This is a genomic window from Streptomyces sp. WMMB303, assembly GCF_029351045.1.
Taxonomy (GTDB): Bacteria; Actinomycetota; Actinomycetes; order Streptomycetales; family Streptomycetaceae; genus Streptomyces.
Window position 1 is genome coordinate 1 of record NZ_JARKIN010000003.1, and the last position, 20,928, is coordinate 20,928.

Below are 20,928 nucleotides of genomic sequence, written 5' to 3' on the forward strand. Positions count from 1 at the left end.
CCGCAGACACGACGCGACGCCGCTACGCGGCGTAAGACTGGCCCCCTCCGGGGTCCAGCCGCCCCCTCCGGGGTCGGGGGCCCCCGCCTCCGGCGTAGCCAACCGAGCCTGGTTGCCTGTAGTTTCACTCTCTTCCCGGTCTGCGGCCCGTCCCACAGCTGAGGTGTGTGCGCCCCCTCCGGGGTCGCACACCGGCTGGCTACAAGGAGGGGGTCGGTGTCCGCTCAGCCAACCCTCAGTATGCACCCAGGGGTCAGTTTTGGGATTTGGAACCACTCCCCCGCACCCTCCGGAAAGCACTCCCTGACCCGGACTCAAGTATGCACGGTGGGGCCGGATTTGGGATCGCGGTACACCACCCCACGTTTCCAGTGCCATATCCTGACCCCATAAGCACCGCGCCAGAACGGCGGTGCCAAAACCGCAGAAACGTCACCCGCAAAACCGCAACAATGCCAGAACTGACAGCCCATGAGGAGCAACGACATCAACTGACATTCATGCGGCCAGCCACTGACAAAACAACGACGCCCATCAGGGAGGGCGTAGGGGTGGGGGTCGTCGAGGGCGGCGGGCTCCGCCTCGACAAGGCCGCCGCACTCTGCAACCTGCCCCCCGGCCAAGTCGACGAGCACGCCCAACTGCTGATCGCCGCCGACTGGCTCACCGAAGCCGACACCGCCGGAGGAACGCTGCGCGGACAACTCACCGAGCGCATCCTGCCGCTCGGAGGGCTGCTCCAACACGCCGGGCCTGCCGTCTGGGGTCGGTCTCGCGCGCCCCAAGGACCCCAGGGCCTCGGCTACTGCTTGGTCAGTAGGTCGGTGCGGTGCTGTTCGAGGTCGGTGACGCCGTCGAGGTCCACCGTGACCGTGTACCGGGTGTGGACCCCGTCGGGACCCGTCTCCGGGGTCAGCTGCATGTTGTCCGCGAACCCCCAGCTGCCGCCGGTGTAGACCCCCTTGACCATGCCGTCCACCGTCCCGACGGCCTGGAAGGGGCCGTCCTGCCAGCGGAAGGCCCAGTGGATCCGGTACCAGGCATCCAACTGCTCCGGGGCGGCCAGGGAGTGCCCGCCGCTCAGGTCCCGGGTATCGGCGACAAGATCCTCAGGTCGGTCATGCCCGGTGGTCAGTGCGATGAGGCCCGAGGCGTCGGCCTCGGCAGCAGCCGGATACGTCCGGCCGTGGTGGACCGCGTAGGCCTTGGGGCGAAAATGGTCAACCTCGGCCAAACGCCGCACCAGGGCGTGCAATGGCTGGAGCAGATCCTCGCGGTGCTCCGCCAACTCGGTGACCTCGTGGCGTGGGAAGACGCCGCGGTAGCGGATGCCCCTGCGCTTGAGGTGCTCCTTGGCGAAGTGTTCGTCGGAGCCGAGGTAGTTGCCCGAGAGGGTGGTGGCCGTGGCGGCGGTGCACTCGAAGAGCTCGCCGTGCCAGCGGAATGTCCACTGCACGGTGTACCAGGCTTCGAGGCGCTCCGGCGGAACCGGGTATCCCACCGACCCGTCGGCGGCCTCGCGCGGCGCGAGGTCTGCCGGTGCGGGGCGGCCGGGCTCGGGTAGCAGTTCGACGTACGGCCACAGACCCACGGCGGCACGGGCCTGGAAGAGGTCGCCCTGGAAGACGGCGACCTCGCCCACCGGAAAGGGGTAGCCCGCAGGTTCAGTCATAGCAATTCCACAACCCTTCGTTCTTGTCGAAGAAGCCGACGGCCTCTTCGGTGCCGTCGGCGTGCATACGCCAGATCTCGGCATGGTGTGGGAAGCCGGTGGGCTTGGCGTCCCACCCCGGGACACCCCCGCCGGTGTAACCGGTGCCGAGGAACGGGTCATCCCAGGCCCGTCCCGGGCTCTGGCCAGCCATACCGGCGACGCGGTCGGCCAGCCCCTGGTCGCAACGGCGCCGAGGGTCGGATCGGCGCGCATGTCGTGCGGTGCCGACACCTCGTCACATCCAGTGACCAGCAGGCGAACCGCCCTTCTCAAAGACCCTGCTCTCGGCAGGGCTACCGTCCTTCTGTACTGTGCGGCTGCCGTGTGACCACACGTGTGGTCATTCGCCAACGAAGTCCTCGGCCACTTCACGAATCTCCTCGTCGAGGCTGTCACGCGCCCGGATGCACAGGTCGCGGAGAGCAGCGTCCAGGCCGAGGTGGTCGAGCAGTTCGGCCATGCGCCGGTAGTCGTCGCTCTCCGTCGCCTCGTCCAGCAGCTTCCGTACGGCTGGCGGGACAGCGGCCTCGGCGGCGGAATGGGGCAGCCTGCCGAGCATTTGCCGCACCCGAAGCGTGTCTCGGACCCGCAGCGCGGTCTTGAGCAAAGAGGGGACGAGCGCTTCGGTGATGTCGGTGCCGAGGGCCGCCAGGAGCAGTAGCGCCTCATCCCGTGTCTCGAATGACTTCAGGGCTTCCCCGAGCGCGCGCACGGCGGCGTCCCTGTCCTGTCGCAGCGGGACGAGTGAGCGGTTCAGGGCGCCTGCTGCCGCTAGAGCATCCGAGAAGGACTCCCATTCCGGTTCGGTGTTCGACACGTCAGTGTTCCCTTTCACTGCACCCGGTCCCAGACGTCACCAGCACTCATCTGCTCCGTGGGACAAATTTGTTCGATGCCCCCACGGTACGTTGCGACCCCGGCATCACAGCCGCCCTCGCAGCTTCCCAGCGGAGCTCTTGGCGCTCCAGGAGCGCCAAGACGAGGCCGAAGCAATAGACGAGGAGCGCCGCCCCATCAGGTTGCCGAGGCTGGAGCGGTGGGCATTCCTGTTGTCTTTGCTGCCGTGTCAGAGGGTGTGGTGGTGGGCGGTGCTGAGAGGCCACACGGTGGGTGGCGGTGACGTGCGGCGGGCGTTCTTGCGCCGCTTGGGACGAGGTGGCTGGGGCGGGCGGAGCTTGCACTGTTCCGCGACGTCGGTCAGGCGCGGCAGCTGGGCTGCTCGAAGCGGGTCAGTGAAGAGGCGGACGCCTTTGCTGTCGGTTGTCAGCAGGTGGAGGAACACGGTGGCGCGGAGGAAGGGGCGCGCCCACGAGGGCACGGGGTGGGTCATACAGCCCTGACGGGCGTTCGCCGGGTCGTGGAGTGTCAGGGTGCGGGCGTCCAAAGCGGCGTCGGTGACGCGGGCGGTGAGCAGTTGGGGCATCGAGGCGGCGGTGTGGCAGGCGGTGGCCAGTTGGGCTGCCAGGTGGGGGTGGGCGGTGGCGGCCTGGAGGCGGTAGGCGATCAGGCTGCGGTCGGCGGCGGGGACAGAGGGCGGGGTGAAGCCGCGTTCGTCGGCGGTCGGTGGCTGGCAGGTGCAGTGGTCGGTGTCATCGAGGGAACGCAGGGTGGTCAGTGCCGGCAGAGCGATCCAACGCCGTGACGGCTTGCCTGGAGCACCGGTCTCGGGCCGGGTGGCGGTTTCCTCGGCAGGCAGGAGCGCTTCCGCGTCCGCGAGGTAGTAGTCCGTGCGGTCCAGGGCCCTCTCCAGGGCCGCGGGGACTTTTCGTTGGTGGCACACCAAGGCGAGGCGCAGCCCTGTCCTGGCGCGCAGGGCCAGCAGGTCGTCCAGGGCATCGGGGTCGAGGAGATGGGCACGCAGGAGAGTCACGTGCGTGATGGGGAGGGCGAGGGTCCAAGCGGCGCACAGCATCCAGGCTGGGCGGTGGTCGAGGGGGCGGTAGCCGGTCAGGGGGACGGGTTTACCGAGGGCGGCGAGGACGTCGTGGGCAAGGGCGAGGGCGGAGCGGGTTCCCGGAGTCGGATGGATGGTCAGGCGGCCCTTGGCGGGGTCGTGGGCGGCCAGCGCGGCCCGGGTGTGGGTGACGTCGTCGTGCGGGTCCATCACGAGGGTGATGGCCGGTGGGTGGGGGCAGGTCAGCATCAGGCGGCCTGGCGGGTGCGGAGTTTGCTGTAGGCCCAGCGCAGGAGGTCCTCGTCCACCGTTTCGCGGCCGGTCTCCTGCAGGCCAACGGTGAGGTGGTGGGTGATCTTCGCCCAGGCGCGGAAGTTCCCATGCGCGGCTTCCTGATCGCACAACGCGATCAGATCGGAATCCGCGTCGGACCACACGGGGTGGAAAGCGGGGATGACGGTCAGGACTTCATCCAGGGGCATGCCGCCGATCTCCTGCCAGGCATAGACCCGGGACTCGAGCATCGGCTCGCTCTGCAGCATCTCGAAGCAGCCGTTGCCGCCGGTGAAGACGATCGTCAGGTCGGAGTCGGTGTCATCCCACAAATAGCGCAGATATTCGAAACACAGCTTCGAGAGCCATTGGGCCTCGTCGCAGACCAGTACCCGGGGCTCTTCGAGTGCGCCGCGCAGCATGCGGTCGAACTCGATCGCATGGGAGGGCGGGCGGCCGTGCAGGCCCAGGGCATGGAAGAGTTCGTGGCGCAGGTCGCGTGTGGTGGGGCGGGCCCGGAACTGGATACGGCGGGTCAGAGTGGGTGCCAGCTCCCGCAGCGAGGCGTTCACCGCGAAGGACTTGCCGTTACCGGCCTGCCCGTAGATACAGATCATCGCTTTCGCCTCGATCGCGGCGCGGACGTTCTCCCGGGCTGTGAGCAGCGCCCGTGTGGAGACGACCTGGGCGCCGGGCAGGCGCATGAAGTGGTCCTCGCGCTGGCTTGGCAGGCGTCCCCTGCGTTCACCGGAAGCCATCTTCTCCTTGCTCCTTGCTGCCCGAAGGGGCCTCGGTATCGGGGGTGTCCTCTGCCGCAGGGGCGTTGCGTGGGTTCGGGCGGGTGATGGGTGTGGGGCGTGGGCGGGCCCAGTCGGGGGGCGGGTCCCGGGGCGGGATCAGGTCCGGCAGCGCGCGTGCCGCGAGATCCGTGGCCTTGGCGCGGGCGATCTCCTCCTGGGCCTGCTTGCCGGTGACCGTGCGCCGCGGGCGGGGAGTGCCCGGAGTGGTGGTGGCGGTGTAGCGGGTACGGCGCAGCCTCTCCGCGGCCTTCAAGTCGGCCTTGAGTGCGCGGGCCTTCTTCTCCCTGACCGAGCTGAGCGCCCGGCGCTGCTGAAGGGTGGCTTGTTCGGCCAGGTAGGCGGTCCCCAGATGGCGGCCGGGCTGCTCGGCGGAGAAGACCTCGATCTGCCCGTCATAGTGCGGCAGGTAGCGCAGCCTGACCCGGGTGCCGACATGCCCGACCATCCACGGCGCGATGTAGAAGCGCCGGCGCCACCTGACCCCGCTGGTTGAGATTTTGCGTACGCGGCCGTCATCCTCCAGGGCGAAGAACGCCAGTTGCTCCTCATCGACGTCCTCGATGGGTGTCGGGTCCGCTTCCCATGCCGCTATCGGGGTCTGTCCCGCAGACAGGCCGGAGGGGTGGTGCTCGGTGTTCCACCAGCGCACCCAGCCCAGCAGGGCCTGGACGAAGTCTGGGAAAGGCAGCAGGTCTTCCGTCTGGTCGGGGCGGTGAGCGCCTGCGGGACGGGCGCGGTGGGTGTAGCCGGGCAGGGAGACGAGGAACATCTCCTCCACCGCGCTGTTCAAAGCCTCGACCGTGCCCTTGCGGTAGGGCGTGTAGGCCGGCAGGTCCTCGACCGGGACCGCGAAGCCGCCCAGCGCCTGGGTGACCGCCTGGCACAAGAACTCCTTACCCCTGTCCACCCGCACCCTCGCGGGAAGACCACCGGCCGGCCCATACGGGCCGGTACGGCTGATACCCGTGCGCAAAGCTGCCAGTACTGCGTCACGGGCCGGGGCATGCGGAGTGACGGCCACACCGGTGATCACCTTCGTCGCGACATCGACGAACCACGTCACCCACGGACAGGCCACCTCCCCCTCGACCGTGACCCGTACCGGAATCCGCTTGTGATCACCCTCCCAGCACGCGTTCCGATGCACCGGCGGGCGTTTCCCGTACACATCGAACCGACGCCGGCCCGCCTCACCGGATTGCAGACCGGCCCGCTCCCCCGGTGTCAGATCCTGGCGCACCGCGCGCTGCAAGGTACGCAGAGACGGCACCGTAGTCGGATCACCGGCAGCGGTCGCCTCAGCAAGCAGCTCCCGGTGAACCGCGGCCACATTCCCGCCCCACACCGCCAGACGAGCACGCAGCTCAGGGGTTACTGAAACCCTTAGGCTTGTGAGGGTGCCGGGTCCCAGGCCCTCGCCTCTGCGGGCAGCGGCGATCCAGTTCCATACCGTCCGCAGCGAGACGCCCATCCCCGAAGCGACCAGCCGGGCGTGGGCGGTGGTCAGCTCACCCTTGGCATCCAGTTCCATCAGCCGTGCTACCGCACCCTCACGGCCCGGACGCGGCCGTTCATCGGAAGGCTCTTCGTCAAAGACACGCGCCCGCCTGGGCACCACCCTCACCCCTCAACACATCAAGATCCCGTCGTGCGGGGTGATGTCCAGGCCAGGCCTCACTCAGGCCGACACACCGGGCTCCGGCACACGATCGAGGGGTAACTCCCGGGTAGGCATTGCCCCACCGCCGGTGCGGCGTGGTGGCGACTCAGCGGCTGTCAGTGCGGGACCGGCTGGATGAGAATTGGTGCATGGGCTTGGTGGAGTGAGGGCGCATGACCTCCAGCCAGCTCAGGCCATAGTCCAGCAGGCGTCCCCATGCGCCCGAAGCTCCTCCAGCCCAGGCGGACATGGGCCCGTGCGCTGGGAGAGGCTCACGGTGAGTGACAGGCCCCAGCTCTTTCGTGCTCATTTCTTCGTTTTGCCGTCGGATACTCGCGTCCTGCGGTCCTCCGGCACCCTGGCCTCGTACAGGGCCACGATCTCTTCCTTGCCATCCTTCAGTTCGAACGTGATCCCGTTGTCCCCGGGATAAGGGCGCCGATGGTCGAACCCGCCGGGAAAGATGTCGCGCGGAAGACCTTCCGGGAAAGCTGCGCAATGCATGAGATATCTGTCGGCCGTGGTCCGGGACTCGGGATTCGGGCGGCGCTGCAGATACTCGCAGGCATCACACAGCACAGGCGATCGACGCAAGTGGGTCACTCCTTCGCATCTTCAAGGTACTCGCCGATGATCCGGTGGTGCGCGGAGGAGGACTACCAAGCAGGCATCCCCACCCTGCGTGGGTCGCAACCAGCTCATGACCTTACAAAGGCGTCATCCGACCTGCACCGGGAAACGACACTCAACTTCACCACCCCGACGACACCCTCACACCATGTCCCCCCAGCACAGCGGCACACACAGCAGTGAAAAACAGATGACGCACCCTCAACGAAAACCAGACAGCGCCCATCAGTCGGCCAGCTCGGACTCGCTGCAACCGGTGACATCCAACAGCAGCCCGTCCAGCGGACCACCCACCAACTCCCGGTAGTCGCGGCCGGGACGGGCGTAGGGATGCGGGTCATCGTGGTCACTGCCGTAGACCCGCCGGCGCGACTGACACATGTGCGGCAGCCTCCCACCCACCACTGACACCGCCGCGCGGACCCCGCTGACACTGGTGCGGTCCGAGGGTGGCTCCGTCGCAGAATCGCCCGTCTGGCTCGTTGTATGTCTGGCACTGCCCGACGGTCGGGAGGACGCTGTGAACAACGTCGAGCAGGGTGGGGGCGCGGCATGAACTGCACGCACTGCGGGGCGCCAGTGATCCAGGGGTCGGACGGGGGCTGGAGCTGCAACAACTGCGGAACAACGGGATGAGCCGGGATGAGTGAGAGCGAAGCGGTCGAGAACTACTACACGACGCACGTGTGCACCTCCTGTAAGAGCGATGTCCACGGGCTCCACGGCCGGTGGACGTGCAAGGCGTGCGGGGCCTGTTCCCCCTACTCGCCGCCGCCGGAGGGCTGGCAGGCCGACGAGAACTACGAGAACTGGCGCTGAGCCACTGGCCGCCACACTCGCCAGTCCGGGGGCTGCTGCCCACAGTGCCGCGTCGTGCCCGGCCCTGGGCGGCCTGCGCCGATTCCGCCTTCGCACAGCGGGACGGGGAGACGCCGTGTGCCCTGTTACAGCCCCTGATGTGTGCCCTGCCATGTGCCTTGAAGGCAGGGGCGTACGCGTCATCTGCACGTCATCGGCTGGCCGGTGCCCGTCACCTGCGCGTCATACAGGGCGAGGGCAACGTCCGGTTACGCGTCAGGGCGGCGCAGGCCGACGCGTAACCGGACGCGATGTGAGCTGGGCGGACGAGCACGACGCGCAGATTCGATCCCCCGGGGGTGGGGCCCATCTGCCGATGCCGCGACGTGGCACGGTCCTGCCGCGCCATGGTGCAGCGTGGCGACGACGTGTCTGTGATGTGGTGCAGCACGGGTCGCGGGCGGTCGGTGACGTGGCAGCGCGGGGCGGGCTGCCACGTGGCTGGCCGCGTCCGAGCTGGGATGACACGTCAGCCACGTCGCTTTCGACCCCCCGGGGTCCGGCCCCTCCGCCGCGTCACCGCGCCATCCCGGCTCGGGATGGCGCGCCCGGGGCGCCACTCCTCCGGCTCGACGAGCGCGCCTCACGCACCGCCTCACAGTCCCACTGGTGCGCTCACGGAGAGATGTCGGGCTCCGCGCCGCCGCTTACCACGCGGGCCGAGCTGGGCCGATGACGCTGCCTCACAGGCAGTGACGTGACGCCTGGTGCGCCCCCTGTCCAGACCTGTCCCACGACCCGCCACCGCCCTGTCCCGCCCTTGTCTGGGAGACAGGGCGCAGACAGGGACAAATCCAGGGGCTGAGCTGCCAGGACAGGGCCAGGAGCGCGATTCCAAATCCCCCTGCTCTGCAGTGCCCAGGCCCGCCGCAGGGCAGGCCGCGACCCTCCGCGCAGCCGCCCCGGGTGCGGGAGCGGCCCTGAACGACAGACCCCTTGCGCATTGTGCACACCTATGCCAGTCTCCTTGGTGTGCACAAAGCGCACACCAACTCTGGGAGGAGACCTGATGGGCATCCGCATCAACGTCAACGGCCGGGAGATCGACCCCAGCGCCGACGACGCACGAGAGCAGCTCGCGGCCGGCGGTGTCACGTTCGGCGGGACGGTCGGCGGGGGGACGGTGACCGGTGTGACCGGCGGCACGGTGACCGGGTCGGTGGTCCTGGGCTCCAGCGACGAGGAGGACTGAGCGTGTCCGTCGCCGTCACCAGGACCGGCGGGTGCCGTGCGGAGATCGTCTGGGAGCCGGGGGACGATCCCGTCGGCTACCTGGCCCGCGCCGTGGAGGGCGACCAGCTCGCCTACGCGCTGGAGGCTCTCGGCCAGCCCTCGCCCGCGGCGGGCGGGCCGGAGGAGGACCTGGCGGCCGCACGCCAGACCGCCGACCTCGCCCGGCTCCTGGAGCGCCGCGCCGCAGCCGTGGTGGTGCGGCTGCGCGACCACCACGGTCTCTCGTGGCGGCGCATCGCCACGGTCATGTTCGAGAACGCCGAGAGGCAGTCGAGCGTGCGGCGGATGTATGAGTCCGGCCGCCGCCACCTCGGCTCCTGACCCCGCCAAGGGGGGGGCGGCCGTCCACTGCCAGGCGCACGGCCGCCCCTCGCTCCCCGACCCGCTCACGAGTCCAGGAGACTCCCATGTTCGCATCGCTGTTCGTCCTGCTGTACGTCGCGCATCTTGCTGCCGACTATCCCGGCCAGACCGACCACCAGGCCCGGCACAAGGCCGAGCCGGGGGCCGCCGGCTGGCGGGCCAACCTGGCCCACGCCGCCACGCACGTGCTGCTGTGCGCCCTCGCACTCGCCGTCGCCGTACTCGTCCTGGGCCTCGACCTCGCGGCCGGCCCGGCCGCCCTCGCGCTGGTGTGGATCGGTGCCACCCACGCGGTCATCGACCGCCGCTGGCCCGTACAGCGCTGGATGGCCTGGGCCCGGCAGCCCGGATTCGCCCAGCACGGCGGAGCCGCCCACGTCGACCAGACCGCCCACGTCATCGCACTCGCCACCGCCGCACTCCTGCTGGCCACCCTGTAACCACCCACCCGCATCGGCCGGGGCCCGCACTTTCGTGGTGCGGGCCCCGGCCATGAGCAGAACATCACCCAGCACGCTCCGGCTCCCTGACCGGTGCCGGGGCCGCCGCTCCATCCGAGGCAGAGGTGCGCACTTGTGTAATCTGGTGTGCATGACGGAGACGACCTACTCGATCGTGGAAGCCCGTTCCCGGCTGGGTGCCATCGCGCGCGAGGTCAGCGCCACCCGGGAGCCGGCCGCCATCACCGACCACGGGCAGACCGTCGCCATACTGGTCAGCCCCGCCGACGCCCTGGAGCTGCAGGAGCTGCGGGCGCTGGCCGCCTACCGCGCGCGCCAGGAGAGGGGCGAGGACGCCGGCGTCCCGCATGAGGAGGCGTACCGGCGTCTCTTCGGCGAGGGCGGGGCGTGAGCTACGAGGTCATCTGGGAGCCCGAGGCCCTCGCCCAGGCGCAGCGTCTCGCCGAGGACGACCCCGAGGGGGTCCGGCAGGTGTTCACCGCCGTGGACCTCCTCGCGGGCAACCCGCGCCCCGACGGCGCATTCGGCAGTGCCGACCTGCTGCGCATCCACGTCGGCGCCTACCGCGTGATGTACGAGATCAACGACCGGCAGATCCGCGTCAACGTGATCCACCTCGGACGCGTCCGCTGACATCGCCGCACACGCGCCGAGCCAGACACCCGGTGGCACCCCGAACCACGCTGCCGGTCGCTGGGCGGCGGGCCTGCTGATGCATGCTCTCCAGAGAGAGATCCCTGCGCGCGTGGCTCAGGCCCGGACAGGAGCGCGATTCCAAATCCCCCTGCTCTCCCAGGCCCGGCCGACAGCGGTCAACACCTCCCCTTGCTCGAAGGGGAGGTGTCAGCGCGGCCGGAAGCATTGCCCACCCGGCGTGGCCAGCGGCGATGCAGCCCGGCCGCAGGGCAGGCCGCAACCAGCCGTGCAACCTGCGGCACAACCACCCGCGCAACCGGTAGGGCAACCGCAGCGGACTACGGGGACGGGTCCGGCTTCCCCAGACTTCCCAGGGGAAGAAGCCGGCGCGCCGAATGGGTTGCTGAGGAGCACCTTCACCCAGGGGCCAGCTGGTACCAGGGTACCGACGCCCTGCGCGACCCGGGGCGCGACAGGGTGCGGCCCAGGGCGCGGCCCGGGATGGGGCTTCGCACGGTGCCAGGCCCGGGGAAGGGGTGCCGTACAGAAGTAGTCGGGCAGCGGGCCGGGCTGCCCGCACCCCTTGACCCCCAGGTCAGACCCCTTGCCCGGGCCGCACTTCCCGCCCGCCTGGGGCAAGTTGTAGAGCAACTTGTAGGGCCAGTTGTACGGCCAGTTGTGGAGCAACTTGTAGGGCCAGTTGTAGGGCAACCCCGAGCGCCGGGCGACGCGGGGCAGCCCCGGGGCAAGCGGGGCAACCGGCCCGCCCGGGGTGGTAGTCAGGCTGATCGGATCGATTGACCCGCGCAGGTCAGCATCGGTGCCCGATCGGCGCCGGCCGGACCGATTAGCGGCAATCGGCCGCCGCTCGCCAGCCGTTCGTCTCCGGAGCATCGCCGCCCCTTCTGTGTGCACGCTCTTCGCGCGCGGCCCGGGCACGGCATAGCGACCCTCTCGCCCCTTTCTGAATCTCCCAGGTACTCCTGGCCGGATAGGGCCAGAGGTGCTGGTTCAGGTGCCGTTCTGGATTTTTTCGAGCTTTCGCATGTAGTCGGGAAAGAGGTCATTGACGGTTGGCGGGGCCTGGCGCAGGCCCGGGGCGCCCGCGACGAGTTCGGTGATCTGCTGGCGTACCTCGCTCTCATCGCCTTCCCCGCTGTAGGCGCATTCCGTGATGCGCTGGGCGGTCTCGATGGCGGACCGGCGGAAGGACTTGTCCCGGACGATCTCGGCGTAGTGCGGGCCGTCGGCGGCGGGCGCGGCCTGGGCGCAGGCGTGAACGTATCCGGGCCCGCCGACGCCGGCGAGCTGTCCGCGCCGGGTGAGTTCGTCGGTGACGGTGATCGGGTCGACGGGCTGCTGTGCCTCGTGCAGTGCGCAGATGGCGCGGTGGATGGTGGCGTGCGCGGGCCGGTAGTAGTCCTCGGCTCGCAGGCCGGTCTTCAGCGTCTCGGCGAAGAAACGGTGCCCGGCGGCGGCCGGGGTGCAGGAGTGCATGAGCGCGCCGAGGACGGCCTGCTCGGCCTCCAGGTCCTGCGGGGGCCTGCGGGTGAGAGCAACCGGCGCCGGGAGGGAGGTGTTCGGTTCCTGTTGCTGGGTGTTGGGTTCCATGCAGCGAAGAACGGGACCGCACGGATTCGAGTTTCGAGTCACGCCCCACGCCGCGGTCCGCTCCCCATATGGCGACCCCGGTCATGCGGACACCGTCCCGGTGGCATCGTCCTCCAGCGGGCGGGCGGCGAGCTGCGGCAGCCGGTCTGTCCACGGCCCCGGCCACGGCCGGCTCGGTGCGAGCGGTGGTCTGCCGGCGCAGCTACTCCAGCGGCGGCGTGGCAGGCACCTGGTCCCGGTGCGAGATGCCGCCGACACCGCCGCTGTCCGGCGCGGGGGCGTGGAGGGTGAGCCCTGGCCCGGGGCTGGTGCTTTCGCTGGTTCGTGTGGTGATTGTTGTGCGCCTCCTGTCAGGCCAGGCAGCTGTGCATCTGCGCCGCGAGGCGGCCGTCGGGCCAGGGCAGCAGACCGTCGTCGTCCTCCCCGGGCTCCGGCTTCAGGTCCTGGATCGTGAGGGTCATGGCCCGGGAGAGGGTGCCGGCGCAGGCATGGAAGGCTGCCATTGTGAGCCTGGTCCCGGTACCGGGCTCCTGGTGGCGCAGGGCGTGCCAGATGCGCAGCAGCATGAGAGAGGGCAGGGGCCGGGCTCCGGTCAAGGGGATGGCGGGGAAGAGGTCGGCGGGGTCCTTGTGGCCGCCGATGGTGTCCAGTTCGGCCGCTTGAGCGGCCCAGTGCCGGGCCTCCCGCAGTTCGCCCCGGATGGTGTGCAGCAGGTGCAGGCATTCGGCGGAGGCGGGCTTGCCCGCGCCGGCGGAGAACTGCCACAGGAACTCCGCCTGCTCGTCCCGGTCCGCCAGGTGCAGCAGGCAGGCGAAGGTGAACGCGGAGTCGGGATCGATCTGGTGACTGGTGGCCATGTCCGCGATGCGTTCGGCGGCCTGGGGTGCGCGGACGGTCAGGGAGGAGAGGGCGCGCAGTTCCCGCGCGGCCTCCTCCCGCCGGGGAGAGACCGGCGGTCCGGACGCGGCCAGGGAGGCGAGGTCGAGCGCGGGGTTCGGGTAGCCGCCGCCGACGTCGCGTTCGGTGGCGTCCACGTAGTCGGCGACGACTCTGCGGTAGGCGGCCTGGTCGTCTTCGTCGGTGTCTTCGGGGAAGAAGAGACGGGCTTCGTTCAGGAGATCATCCAGTGTGCGTGACATGGGGTGGAGTACTCCTCAGCAGGTCTCGTTACGATCGGCACTCAGCTCGATGCCCAGATCCTGGGCAAGTCGCTGTCTGGCGTGGAGCCGATGGGAGCGCACGGTGGCCTCGTCCACTCCCATGACCTGGGCGGTTCTGGTGGTGCTGTAGTCGAGGACGTAGTGCAGTACCACCACATCGAGCTGGCGGGCGGGCAGCCGTGCGATCGCCGGGTAGAGGCCGATGCTGCTCTCCATGGCGGCGAACTCGTCGCGGGCATCTTCGATGATGGCTCGCTTGACCTTGGCGAAAGCCGCGGTCTCCGGGAGGGCGGAGGGCCGGTCCTCGAGGATGAGGACCTCGTCCACGGCCTCCTTCAGGTGGGCCCAGGCGTTGGCGGCGGGGTTGGCCTCCTCCATCAGCCGGTTCCAGCCCTTGAGGAGACTGAGGAAGACCAGATGGACGACGCGGGCGGCGACCCGCCGATCGCCGAGCTGGAGTTCGGCGTAGTGGAGGTAGGCCCGCCGGTAGCGGCTGTGGAAGGCATAGAAGGCCACGAGGCGCTGCTGCTCGGCCACGGCCACCCGTACGGCCCCGGGGTCGCCCTGCTGCGCGCTCATGCCTGCCCCTCCCCGCCGGTATGCAGGGCCCCGTGCGGTGGCTCCTGCGGACTTCGGCCCCGCTCGGCGAGAGATGCGGCTCCCATCAGGACCCCCGCGGCGAGACCGCGGCGGAGCAGCCGGGCGGCATCCGGGACGAAAACCCGCGCGGCGGTGGCCAGAGCCAGTGAGCCGATCAGCAGAAGCAACACGTGTGTTCCCTTCTTCCGGAGGCACAGTCGGCTCCCCGTCGGCCAACCTCGTTGTGTGCCCGAGGACTTCGGTGCCCTCGATGACCAGCTAATCGTTCGGAACAGGGCAAACGTGGAACCGTCTCGAAAGAAACTGCAGCCGAGTGTGACCACTTGGGCACCAGCAGTGTCTCCACCTGCACCGTTGGTCGCTACTTGTGATCAGGGTCACATCATGAAAAGGTTTACGTGATGATGCGGTATAGACCACTGACTCTGGCATCAGACACACCAACCGCCTCAAACGCCACTTTCATCACGAGAGGTCGCGCCCGCGGGACCAACATCCCGCCCGCACACAGGCCCTCGAACGCTCCGGCCACCGAGACCAGAGCCGCCGGGGATGCCACAGCCTCCTACATCCCCCCGCCATTGAGCCTGCTGCTCGACGTCGAGGTTGTTGCCCTTGATGGCTTTGGCGAGCTTCCGCGCCTTCTCCGCCGACATCGGCCTCCCACACCGGAATGCGGAAAGGCAGCACGTCAGCCGGTAAGGAGCCTGACCAAGTCATCCACCTGGGCCGGGGTAAGTCGCTTCTTCAGGTCTGCGGCCAAGGCGGGCAGGTCTTCGCCCTCAGCTTCACCGGAGGGGTCCGCGGGCTTGGAGGCTGCCTGTGAAGCTTGCGCCGGGCGGGTGCTTACTGAGTAAGCACCCGGTTCGTGCTTGGCCTTCTTCCGCTCTGCCCGTTGCGCGAGTGCTTCCTCGGCCCTGTACCGCCAGCACAGAAGACTCAGGAATGGATGGACCTCGCCACCCAGGTCCTCGCCTACCGCGTCACCTACACAATCACCGACCACGTCCTGGCACTCGGACCGGAACCCGACCAGCACGAACCCCGCCGCATCTCATGGCATCACCAGCTCACCAGAGCACTCAACCGCTGGTAACCACAGCAGCCCTCGCGGTGGCCACCTGGAAGGCCCTCAAGTGCCCAGAGCACAGCGACAGCAGCGGTTCGACATCGGCCCCGATCGGCACCGGTCCGACCGGTCGGGGACCGATCAGCCGCGGATGACCAAGCAGCCGCGCCCGAGCCCGGCCCAACGTGCACACGTGTACGGGTGTGGAGCTCGGTGCGTTATCGCTTCCAAGCGTCAGGAGCCTAGTAATGTTCGGTCGCATGAGCATCCTTAGCCCCAGAGGGGAGCGAGAGAAGCTAATTACAGCTCTCACTCCCAAGCTGCGAAGGCACTTGAAAATCCGCGCTTTTGAGCATGGCTTGGACATTCAAGACGCTGCCGAGCACGCCATCAAAGCCTGGTACGGAGCCGACGGCCATGCCGAGGTCGACACCGAAGGGGCCAAGACCTGGGGGACTTTCCTTCCGGTCGGTGAGCCCGACAAGTTCAAGGCCGTGTGCGTGGAGCGCGGTGTCACGTACGTGCAGGGACTCGCGCAGGCCCTGACCTTGTGGCTCGATGCCCACCCCTCACCGTCTACTCCGTTGGTATCGCAGCCCGTGGAACGCGTCATAGTGGCCAACCAGAAGGGCGGGGTCGGGAAGACCTTCATCTCCTCCGGGGTCGCTCAGGCTCTGGCGGAGGCCGGCCACCGTGTACTGCTGGTCGACTACGACCCCCAGGGCCACCTCACTGCTGAGCTGGGCTTCGAGGACCTCATGTACGAGGACGACACCGAGACGCTGCTGATGCACATGGACGGCTCGGCCAAGGGGGACATCCACGATCTCCTGGTCGCCTTGGACCAGGAACGCTTCGGTGAGCGGCTCCACTTGCTGCCCGCCTCTGACGACGCGTTCCTCCGAGACGTTGCCCTGTCCAAGGTGAGCTTCAGCGAAGCCGCCTTGGAACGCGCTTTGGAGCCGCTGGAGGACGAGTACGACGTCGTGATCATCGACGGCCCCCCAAGCCTGGGCCTGAACATGGACACGGCCCTGTACTACGTGCGCCGCCGAGAGGGTGAACGCGCCGATCGCTCTGGTGTGATCACGCCGGTCTGGGCGAACAAAGCCTCCCACCGAGCGTTCCGGCTTCTGAAGTCGCAGAAGGACGACCTGTGCATCAAGGGCCGGATTCAGGTCGATTACCTCGGCCTGGTCATCAACGCTTACGACAGCCGACGGGGCAAGCTCGTGAAGGAGAACAAGGACCAATGGGAGAAGAGCAGCTCCCCGCCTGTCCTGGCTGTGATCGGTGACCTGAAGGAAGGCCGGGAGGCTTCGGACGGGGAGATCCCGCTACTGGAGTACGCGCCCGACAGCGAGCATGCACAGGTGATGCGCGACTTGGCGAAGGAGCTTGCCGTATGACACCCCCGCAGCACCGTGTCACCCGCGGCTTCAGCATGGGAGAGGAGGACAACGGGAAGAAGCCTCAGCGTCGTATCCGTACACGTCAGCAGATCATCAACGGCGAGGGGAAGCGACCGCCGGCCAAGGCTGAGCTCAAGCTGCTGGCTCATAACCCGTTCAACCCGCGGGACGAACTGACCGATGTCGAGGAGACGGCGGAATCTCTTCGAGCAAGGGGGCAGATCCAACCGGTCACCGTGGCGCGACGCGATGCCTTCCTGAATGCCCACCCTGGGCACGAAGACGAGATCGGCCAAGACGCCGAGTACGTCGTCATCGACGGGAACAGGCGTCTGGCAGCGGCCCCGCTCGCTGGCCTCTCAGAGCTGCGGATCGACGTCAACGACGAGCTGGCTGGGAGCGCTGCGGACATGCTTGAGGCGGCCCTCATCGCCAACATCCACCGGGTGGATGTGCCCCCCGTGGACCAGGCGAAGGCGATCCAGGAGCTCGTGGGGGTCCACGGCTCGCAGGGGCAGGTGGCTAACCGTCTGGGGAAGACGGCTGCCTGGGTGTCCCAGCGTCTGGCGCTCCTGGAGCTCATGCCGGAACTCCAGGAGAAGGTGGAGAGCGGCGAGTTGAAGGTGGAGCCGGCTCGCCGTATCGGCCGGTTGCCCAAAGCGCAGCAGGCTGACGAGGCCGAGAAGGTTATTAACGCCGTTAAGCCTCCGCGTCAGCGCCGCCCCGGACGCGTGGAAGCCGGGACGGAGGAGCCGACTGTTAACGCCGTTAATACCCCCGTGGCTGCGGCCGCAGCAGCTGACCCGGCAGCAGGAGGCGGAGGGCATCAGCCACACCATGGCGCGGCTGATGCGCCCGGCGTGATGCCGTGGGAGGACCCAAGGGCGCTCCTCAAAGTGGTGGCGTCCCGTATGTCCCGACCAGACCGAGTGGAGCTGACAAGACTCCTGATCGACTTCAACACGGAAGAGAAGGCCGACACCCACGCAGAGGCGTAGCTGCTGGTTCGTTCGATACGGCTGCGCCACGGCGCCGAAGGCAGCTACCGGCTGAACACAGAAGGGCGCGTACCCCCGGCGAACAAGCACGAGGGCAGGAGGTGTGGACCTTCGCGGTGTGTCCAGTCGTGCGCGTGTCAGGCACCGGGCCGCCCGGCGAGCCACGTAAGCCAGGAACCCGTGCCAGACACGGTGCCGGAGAGCCGGTCGCGGGAACGGGCCACCCCGAGGCCGGCCGCCCCAGGCCGAGCCGGGGCAGTGGACCCTGAGTCCTGGGCACATCGAGCGGCTGAGCGCGTGACTCGTGGCCCGGGCAGGGGCGCAGCCCGTCACTCACCACGGGCAGGTCAGGCCCGCTGTGGTGACCGTGGTGGCCTTGAGAGTCCGGCCGGCCCGCCGTGACTCTCTCTGACAGCTCCAAGAGCACCTACCCGCGGGACCCCTGAACCATCTGACTTGGTTTATGACGGACTTTGAAGTTCGTGGCGTGTCCGGTTCCCTCCGACTCGGCTGGCCCGGGATGATCCGCGCATGAGGTCGCCGCTGAGTGGCCTTCCAGGCCCGGAGACCAGCTACTCGGGCGGATCTGCGATGTCCATCCTGACGGCGATGGCGCGTGCGCCTGCTTTGGCCAGGGATGCGTAGGCGGCTGCCAGGTCGAGGTGGGTACGCTCCAGTTCGTCCGGGTAGTAGCCGACGCGGATCTCCTCCAAGTGGGCTTGGGCAGAACCAATGAGCTCGAAGACGACCCCTACATCGGTGCGCGGCCCGTCTGGTTGACCGCGGAGCACGAGCGCGCGGTTGATCGCTTCCGCTTCCCGTTTGAGGGCTTCGAGGTTGTCAGGTGTCATTCGGTAGGTCACGGTGGCTCCAAGCTCAAGTGATCTCTCAGAGGTGGGCCATGTCCACGAAGCGGGAGTAGTGGAGTTGTGCGGCGACGGTAACGGACGCCGTCGGCCCGAACCTGTTTTTCTCGATGACGAGATCGACTTCGCCAGCGCGGGGCGATTCTGGGTCGTGCGCGTCCGGCCGTTCGACCCGGATCATCACCGACGCGTCGTTCTTGATCGCTCGCGACTCGCGTACGAAGCCGTCGTCATTGAGCTGCGACAGGGCGATGACGTGGCAGTCGAGCTGGACGGACAGGTTCTTCAGGCCGCGGGAGACCGAGGCGACGGCCTGCTCGCGGGTCACGTGACGAGACTGCGCTACCTCCACCAGCTGGAGGTAGTCCACGACGAGGAGACCGAGACCGCCCTTGGCGCGGGCGCAGGCCCGTGCCGCCGAGGCGATGTCCGCCAGGGATGCGCCCTCGGGCCGGTAGACCCGCAGCGGCAGCTTTCGGAACAGCTCCACGCCCAGGCGGTTCACGGTCTCCCACCCTGCAGGGGTGAGGCCGCCCTGATGCGTCAGATGGTGCAGAGCGATCTGGCCCTCGGCTGCGAGGATCTTCTGCATCAGCTCGGTCTCACTCATCTCCAGCGAGGAGAACATCACCGTCGCGCCCGTCCGGGCCGCAGCAACGGCAGCGTTGAGCGCCAGCGTGGATTTGCCGACACCGGACTGCGCGGCCATCACCGTCACGTTGCCCGGGTGCATTCCTGAGGTGAGCACATCGAGGTCGGCGAACCCGTACGTGAGCCCGACCCGCTTGCCGTCCTGGATGCTCTCCAGCTCCGCGACGAAGTCGAGATAGAGGTCACCGACCGTCGGCGGTACCTCATGCAGCCCAGGGGCACCCGCGAGAATCTCGGTGAGCTGCTGCTCCACCAGGTCGCGGGCCTCGTCCCCGTCGCCCTCCTGGCTGTAGGCGTACTCCAGGATGCGGTGCGCCGACTCCACGATCGCCCGCAGGTACGCCTTGGCCCGCACGATTTCGGCGTACTGCGGGCCGTTGGCGGTGGTGGGTACGGCTTGGACGAGGGACTGGACGTAGCCGGGGCCGCCCACGCGGGCAAGCTCTCCCTGCTGCCGCAGCTCCTCGGCGACGGTCAGCGCATCGACCGGCTCGCCCGCCTCGTGCAGCGCGCAGATCGCACGGTGGATGGTGCTGTGCGCAGGCCGGTAGTAGTCCTCGGCGACCAGCCCGGTTTCCAGAGTTTCGGCGAAATAGCGGTGGCCAGCAGTGCTGGGGCTGCCCGAGAGCAGCAGCGTGCCGAGCGAGGCCCGCTCCGCTTCAAGGTCCTGCGGCGGCACCCGGGTGAATGCGGCGGGCCGCTCCTCTTGCAGGTCACGGTCGTCGGCTGGGGCCCCGGCCTGCTGGCTTGGAATGGTGGACACTGGTGATCTCCTGTTCGGTTACGCGTTCAGGGGAAACTCGCGGGCCGCTCCCCGGCACGGGAGCGGCCCGCACCGGCCTTGTCAGTCCGGCACGGCCATCGCGCACTCCACGCAGCTCCTGCGATAGCGGGCTGGATGATCCGGGCACCGCTCGCGTCCGCCAGCGCCCCGGCCGCGGCCGGCCTGTCCCGGCAGCGGTACCCGCGACCGGTCACAGTGCTTGATCAAGTCCTTCCATGCCGGATGTGCGGCCATCTCCCGAGCCCGGTCCGCCACCCACTCCATCGGATAGCCCGCTGCCAGCAGCTCCACCGACTGGGCTCGCAAAGCACTACGGCTGCCGTTGAGCAACGGGCGCCCCAGGGCCTGTGCGTACGCATCGACGACCACGTCAGCCGCCGAAGGCTCCGGCGCAGCCGCTTCTCTCTCCTCGTCTCCAGGCGGTCCATCTGAGGCATCAGCGTCATCCGGGGCCTCGGAGAGAGAGGAGGGAGCAGAAGAGGGAGGGAGAAGGGGTGCAGATTCTGCACCCCTTCTCCCCGCAGAATCTGCATGGGGGGGTGCAGAATCTGCATGGGGGGGTGCAGAATCTGCGGGGGGGTCTGAGCTGGGCTTTTCCTCGGGATCCTCGTCCGGGGCCTCGTCGAAGGTCAGCTCCTCGATGAGCGTCGCGCCGTAGTCCTTGCGCTTGCGCTCCATGCTCTTGAGCAGGTCGAGGTTGATCCGGAACAGGTTGGCGATCTGCGCCCCGTTCTTCGGGCTGTACCGGGGCGCCGCCTTGACGAGCTTCCGCCTCTCCAGCCTCGCCCGGATGGACTGGGCGGTCCGCAGTGACATGTGCGCCTCGTCCGCCACCTGCTGCATGTGCGCGACCACGTATCCCTTGGCGTCGGTGTGATTCGCGCACGCCATCAGGAACGCACCCTCACCCGTCTTCAACCCGCCAGCCTTGAAGACCATGCTCATGTGCTGGATCACCGGGCCACCCCCGCCCTCTCGCGCGGCGTGCGGGTGCCCACAGCCGAAGCAGGGACGGGCTCGGGGGTGAGGGCTGGCACGCCCATGGCGCCGAGCCGGACGTGGCACACAGGCGGGGGTGGCGCTTTGCGAACTGGGCGTTGAACGGTGGTGCGCATGGTGCGAGGTCCCCTCGATTGGGGAGCCGCGACAGCGACGGTGTGACCACGGATTGTGAGACCGGGAGGGGTGTGCTAGCACTCCCCTGACTTGCCGTTTATCCTTGCGGCAGGTGGCCCCGTATGGGAGCACCTGGCGA

24 protein-coding genes are annotated in these 20,928 nt (G+C 68.6%); 9 read left to right on the forward strand and 15 right to left on the reverse strand.

The annotated features are described in order from the left end of the window. Positions 1–314: 314 nt before the first annotated feature. The 9 genes from P2424_RS30225 to P2424_RS30265 all read right to left on the reverse strand — a co-directional run bounded on the left by P2424_RS30225 (position 315) and on the right by P2424_RS30265 (position 7,352). Positions 315–746, reverse strand: coding sequence for a hypothetical protein (locus P2424_RS30225; protein ID WP_276479233.1), 432 nt, complete (start codon positions 744–746; stop codon positions 315–317). Between the two features lie 56 nt (positions 747–802). Next, complete coding sequence (locus tag P2424_RS30230; RefSeq protein WP_276479234.1) at positions 803–1,672, reverse strand: hypothetical protein; 870 nt, start codon at positions 1,670–1,672, stop codon at positions 803–805. Continuing rightward, positions 1,665–1,865: a hypothetical protein gene (locus P2424_RS30235; protein ID WP_276479235.1), complete on the reverse strand. Its 201-nt coding sequence runs from the start codon at positions 1,863–1,865 to the stop codon at positions 1,665–1,667. Before P2424_RS30235 ends, P2424_RS30230 begins: the two co-directional genes overlap by 8 nt. Before the next feature lie 189 nt (positions 1,866–2,054). Further along, positions 2,055–2,531, reverse strand: coding sequence for a hypothetical protein (locus P2424_RS30240; RefSeq protein WP_276479236.1), 477 nt, complete (start codon positions 2,529–2,531; stop codon positions 2,055–2,057). Positions 2,532–2,780: 249 nt separating this feature from the next. Continuing rightward, on the reverse strand, positions 2,781–3,857 hold the full coding sequence (locus P2424_RS30245; RefSeq protein ID WP_276479237.1) for a hypothetical protein: 1,077 nt from the start codon (positions 3,855–3,857) through the stop codon (positions 2,781–2,783). Beyond that, complete coding sequence (locus tag P2424_RS30250; RefSeq protein WP_276479238.1) at positions 3,857–4,639, reverse strand: ATP-binding protein; 783 nt, start codon at positions 4,637–4,639, stop codon at positions 3,857–3,859. Before P2424_RS30250 ends, P2424_RS30245 begins: the two co-directional genes overlap by 1 nt. After that, on the reverse strand, positions 4,626–6,212 hold the full coding sequence (locus P2424_RS30255; RefSeq protein WP_276479297.1) for a Mu transposase C-terminal domain-containing protein: 1,587 nt from the start codon (positions 6,210–6,212) through the stop codon (positions 4,626–4,628). Before P2424_RS30255 ends, P2424_RS30250 begins: the two co-directional genes overlap by 14 nt. Before the next feature lie 435 nt (positions 6,213–6,647). Then, the gene (locus P2424_RS30260; protein ID WP_276479239.1) at positions 6,648–6,944 is read right to left on the reverse strand and encodes a hypothetical protein; all 297 of its coding nucleotides are present in this window, start codon (positions 6,942–6,944) and stop codon (positions 6,648–6,650) included. Between the two features lie 252 nt (positions 6,945–7,196). Beyond that, entirely contained in the window at positions 7,197–7,352 is a 156-nt protein-coding gene (locus tag P2424_RS30265; protein ID WP_276479299.1) for a hypothetical protein, read from the reverse strand. Positions 7,353–7,613: 261 nt separating this feature from the next. On the opposite strand from P2424_RS30265, the gene P2424_RS30270 reads away from it, so the two are divergent. The 6 genes from P2424_RS30270 to P2424_RS30295 all read left to right on the forward strand — a co-directional run bounded on the left by P2424_RS30270 (position 7,614) and on the right by P2424_RS30295 (position 10,519). After that, positions 7,614–7,790 carry a hypothetical protein gene (locus P2424_RS30270; RefSeq protein WP_276479240.1) on the forward strand — a complete coding sequence of 59 codons (177 nt, stop codon included), beginning with the start codon at positions 7,614–7,616 and terminating at the stop codon, positions 7,788–7,790. A 1,048-nt stretch (positions 7,791–8,838) separates the two neighbouring features. After that, positions 8,839–9,021, forward strand: a complete 183-nt coding sequence (locus P2424_RS30275) for a hypothetical protein (protein WP_276479241.1) — start codon at positions 8,839–8,841, stop codon at positions 9,019–9,021. A 2-nt stretch (positions 9,022–9,023) separates the two neighbouring features. After that, positions 9,024–9,383 (forward strand): hypothetical protein, encoded by a 360-nt coding sequence (locus P2424_RS30280; protein WP_276479242.1) that lies wholly within the window; start codon positions 9,024–9,026, stop codon positions 9,381–9,383. Between the two features lie 86 nt (positions 9,384–9,469). Further along, positions 9,470–9,865: a DUF3307 domain-containing protein gene (locus tag P2424_RS30285; RefSeq protein ID WP_276479243.1), complete on the forward strand. Its 396-nt coding sequence runs from the start codon at positions 9,470–9,472 to the stop codon at positions 9,863–9,865. Between the two features lie 151 nt (positions 9,866–10,016). Continuing rightward, complete coding sequence (locus P2424_RS30290; protein ID WP_276479244.1) at positions 10,017–10,277, forward strand: type II toxin-antitoxin system Phd/YefM family antitoxin; 261 nt, start codon at positions 10,017–10,019, stop codon at positions 10,275–10,277. Then, positions 10,274–10,519 (forward strand): type II toxin-antitoxin system RelE/ParE family toxin, encoded by a 246-nt coding sequence (locus P2424_RS30295; RefSeq protein ID WP_276479245.1) that lies wholly within the window; start codon positions 10,274–10,276, stop codon positions 10,517–10,519. The genes P2424_RS30290 and P2424_RS30295 overlap by 4 nt, the downstream gene beginning before the upstream one ends. Positions 10,520–11,533: 1,014 nt before the next feature. Here P2424_RS30295 and P2424_RS30300 read toward each other — a convergent pair. The 3 genes from P2424_RS30300 to P2424_RS30310 form a co-directional block, all read right to left on the reverse strand. Next, the gene (locus P2424_RS30300) at positions 11,534–12,133 is read right to left on the reverse strand and encodes a DnaB-like helicase N-terminal domain-containing protein (RefSeq protein ID WP_276479246.1); all 600 of its coding nucleotides are present in this window, start codon (positions 12,131–12,133) and stop codon (positions 11,534–11,536) included. A gap of 350 nt (positions 12,134–12,483) precedes the next feature. Beyond that, on the reverse strand, positions 12,484–13,272 hold the full coding sequence (locus P2424_RS30305; RefSeq protein ID WP_276479247.1) for a hypothetical protein: 789 nt from the start codon (positions 13,270–13,272) through the stop codon (positions 12,484–12,486). 15 nt (positions 13,273–13,287) lie between these two features. After that, entirely contained in the window at positions 13,288–13,872 is a 585-nt protein-coding gene (locus tag P2424_RS30310; RefSeq protein WP_276479248.1) for a sigma-70 family RNA polymerase sigma factor, read from the reverse strand. 970 nt (positions 13,873–14,842) lie between these two features. Between P2424_RS30310 and P2424_RS30315 the strand changes: the two genes are divergently transcribed. The 3 genes from P2424_RS30315 to P2424_RS30325 all read left to right on the forward strand — a co-directional run bounded on the left by P2424_RS30315 (position 14,843) and on the right by P2424_RS30325 (position 17,372). Then, positions 14,843–14,989: a hypothetical protein gene (locus P2424_RS30315; protein ID WP_276479249.1), complete on the forward strand. Its 147-nt coding sequence runs from the start codon at positions 14,843–14,845 to the stop codon at positions 14,987–14,989. A 305-nt stretch (positions 14,990–15,294) separates the two neighbouring features. Next, positions 15,295–16,371, forward strand: a complete 1,077-nt coding sequence (locus tag P2424_RS30320) for a ParA family protein (protein ID WP_276479250.1) — start codon at positions 15,295–15,297, stop codon at positions 16,369–16,371. Next, complete coding sequence (locus tag P2424_RS30325) at positions 16,368–17,372, forward strand: ParB/RepB/Spo0J family partition protein (RefSeq protein ID WP_276479251.1); 1,005 nt, start codon at positions 16,368–16,370, stop codon at positions 17,370–17,372. The genes P2424_RS30320 and P2424_RS30325 overlap by 4 nt, the downstream gene beginning before the upstream one ends. A gap of 572 nt (positions 17,373–17,944) precedes the next feature. Here the strand turns inward: P2424_RS30325 and P2424_RS30330 are convergent. From P2424_RS30330 to P2424_RS30340, 3 genes are all read right to left on the reverse strand, one after another. Further along, positions 17,945–18,235: a hypothetical protein gene (locus P2424_RS30330; protein ID WP_276479252.1), complete on the reverse strand. Its 291-nt coding sequence runs from the start codon at positions 18,233–18,235 to the stop codon at positions 17,945–17,947. A gap of 25 nt (positions 18,236–18,260) precedes the next feature. Then, a complete protein-coding gene (locus P2424_RS30335; RefSeq protein WP_276479253.1) occupies positions 18,261–19,652 on the reverse strand; it encodes a DnaB-like helicase C-terminal domain-containing protein in 1,392 nt (463 codons plus the stop codon). Positions 19,653–19,733: 81 nt separating this feature from the next. Further along, entirely contained in the window at positions 19,734–20,630 is an 897-nt protein-coding gene (locus tag P2424_RS30340; protein WP_276479254.1) for a hypothetical protein, read from the reverse strand. Positions 20,631–20,928: the final 298 nt, after the last annotated feature.

Excerpts from the sequence above, each read along its gene's own strand:
- P2424_RS30230 (WP_276479234.1), bottom strand. The coding sequence starts at position 1,672 with ATGACTGAACCTGCGGGCTACCCCTTTCCGGTGGGCGAGGTCGCCGTC.
- P2424_RS30235 (WP_276479235.1), bottom strand. The coding sequence starts at position 1,865 with ATGGCTGGCCAGAGCCCGGGACGGGCCTGGGATGACCCGTTCCTCGGC.
- P2424_RS30245 (WP_276479237.1), bottom strand. The coding sequence starts at position 3,857 with ATGCTGACCTGCCCCCACCCACCGGCCATCACCCTCGTGATGGACCCG.
- P2424_RS30250 (WP_276479238.1), bottom strand. The coding sequence starts at position 4,639 with ATGGCTTCCGGTGAACGCAGGGGACGCCTGCCAAGCCAGCGCGAGGAC.
- P2424_RS30255 (WP_276479297.1), bottom strand. The coding sequence starts at position 6,212 with ATGGAACTGGATGCCAAGGGTGAGCTGACCACCGCCCACGCCCGGCTG.
- P2424_RS30265 (WP_276479299.1), bottom strand. The coding sequence starts at position 7,352 with ATGTGTCAGTCGCGCCGGCGGGTCTACGGCAGTGACCACGATGACCCG.
- P2424_RS30270 (WP_276479240.1), top strand. The coding sequence starts at position 7,614 with ATGAGTGAGAGCGAAGCGGTCGAGAACTACTACACGACGCACGTGTGC.
- P2424_RS30275 (WP_276479241.1), top strand. The coding sequence starts at position 8,839 with ATGGGCATCCGCATCAACGTCAACGGCCGGGAGATCGACCCCAGCGCC.
- P2424_RS30285 (WP_276479243.1), top strand. The coding sequence starts at position 9,470 with ATGTTCGCATCGCTGTTCGTCCTGCTGTACGTCGCGCATCTTGCTGCC.
- P2424_RS30290 (WP_276479244.1), top strand. The coding sequence starts at position 10,017 with ATGACGGAGACGACCTACTCGATCGTGGAAGCCCGTTCCCGGCTGGGT.
- P2424_RS30300 (WP_276479246.1), bottom strand. The coding sequence starts at position 12,133 with ATGGAACCCAACACCCAGCAACAGGAACCGAACACCTCCCTCCCGGCG.
- P2424_RS30305 (WP_276479247.1), bottom strand. The coding sequence starts at position 13,272 with ATGTCACGCACACTGGATGATCTCCTGAACGAAGCCCGTCTCTTCTTC.
- P2424_RS30310 (WP_276479248.1), bottom strand. The coding sequence starts at position 13,872 with ATGAGCGCGCAGCAGGGCGACCCCGGGGCCGTACGGGTGGCCGTGGCC.
- P2424_RS30315 (WP_276479249.1), top strand. The coding sequence starts at position 14,843 with ATGGACCTCGCCACCCAGGTCCTCGCCTACCGCGTCACCTACACAATC.
- P2424_RS30325 (WP_276479251.1), top strand. The coding sequence starts at position 16,368 with ATGACACCCCCGCAGCACCGTGTCACCCGCGGCTTCAGCATGGGAGAG.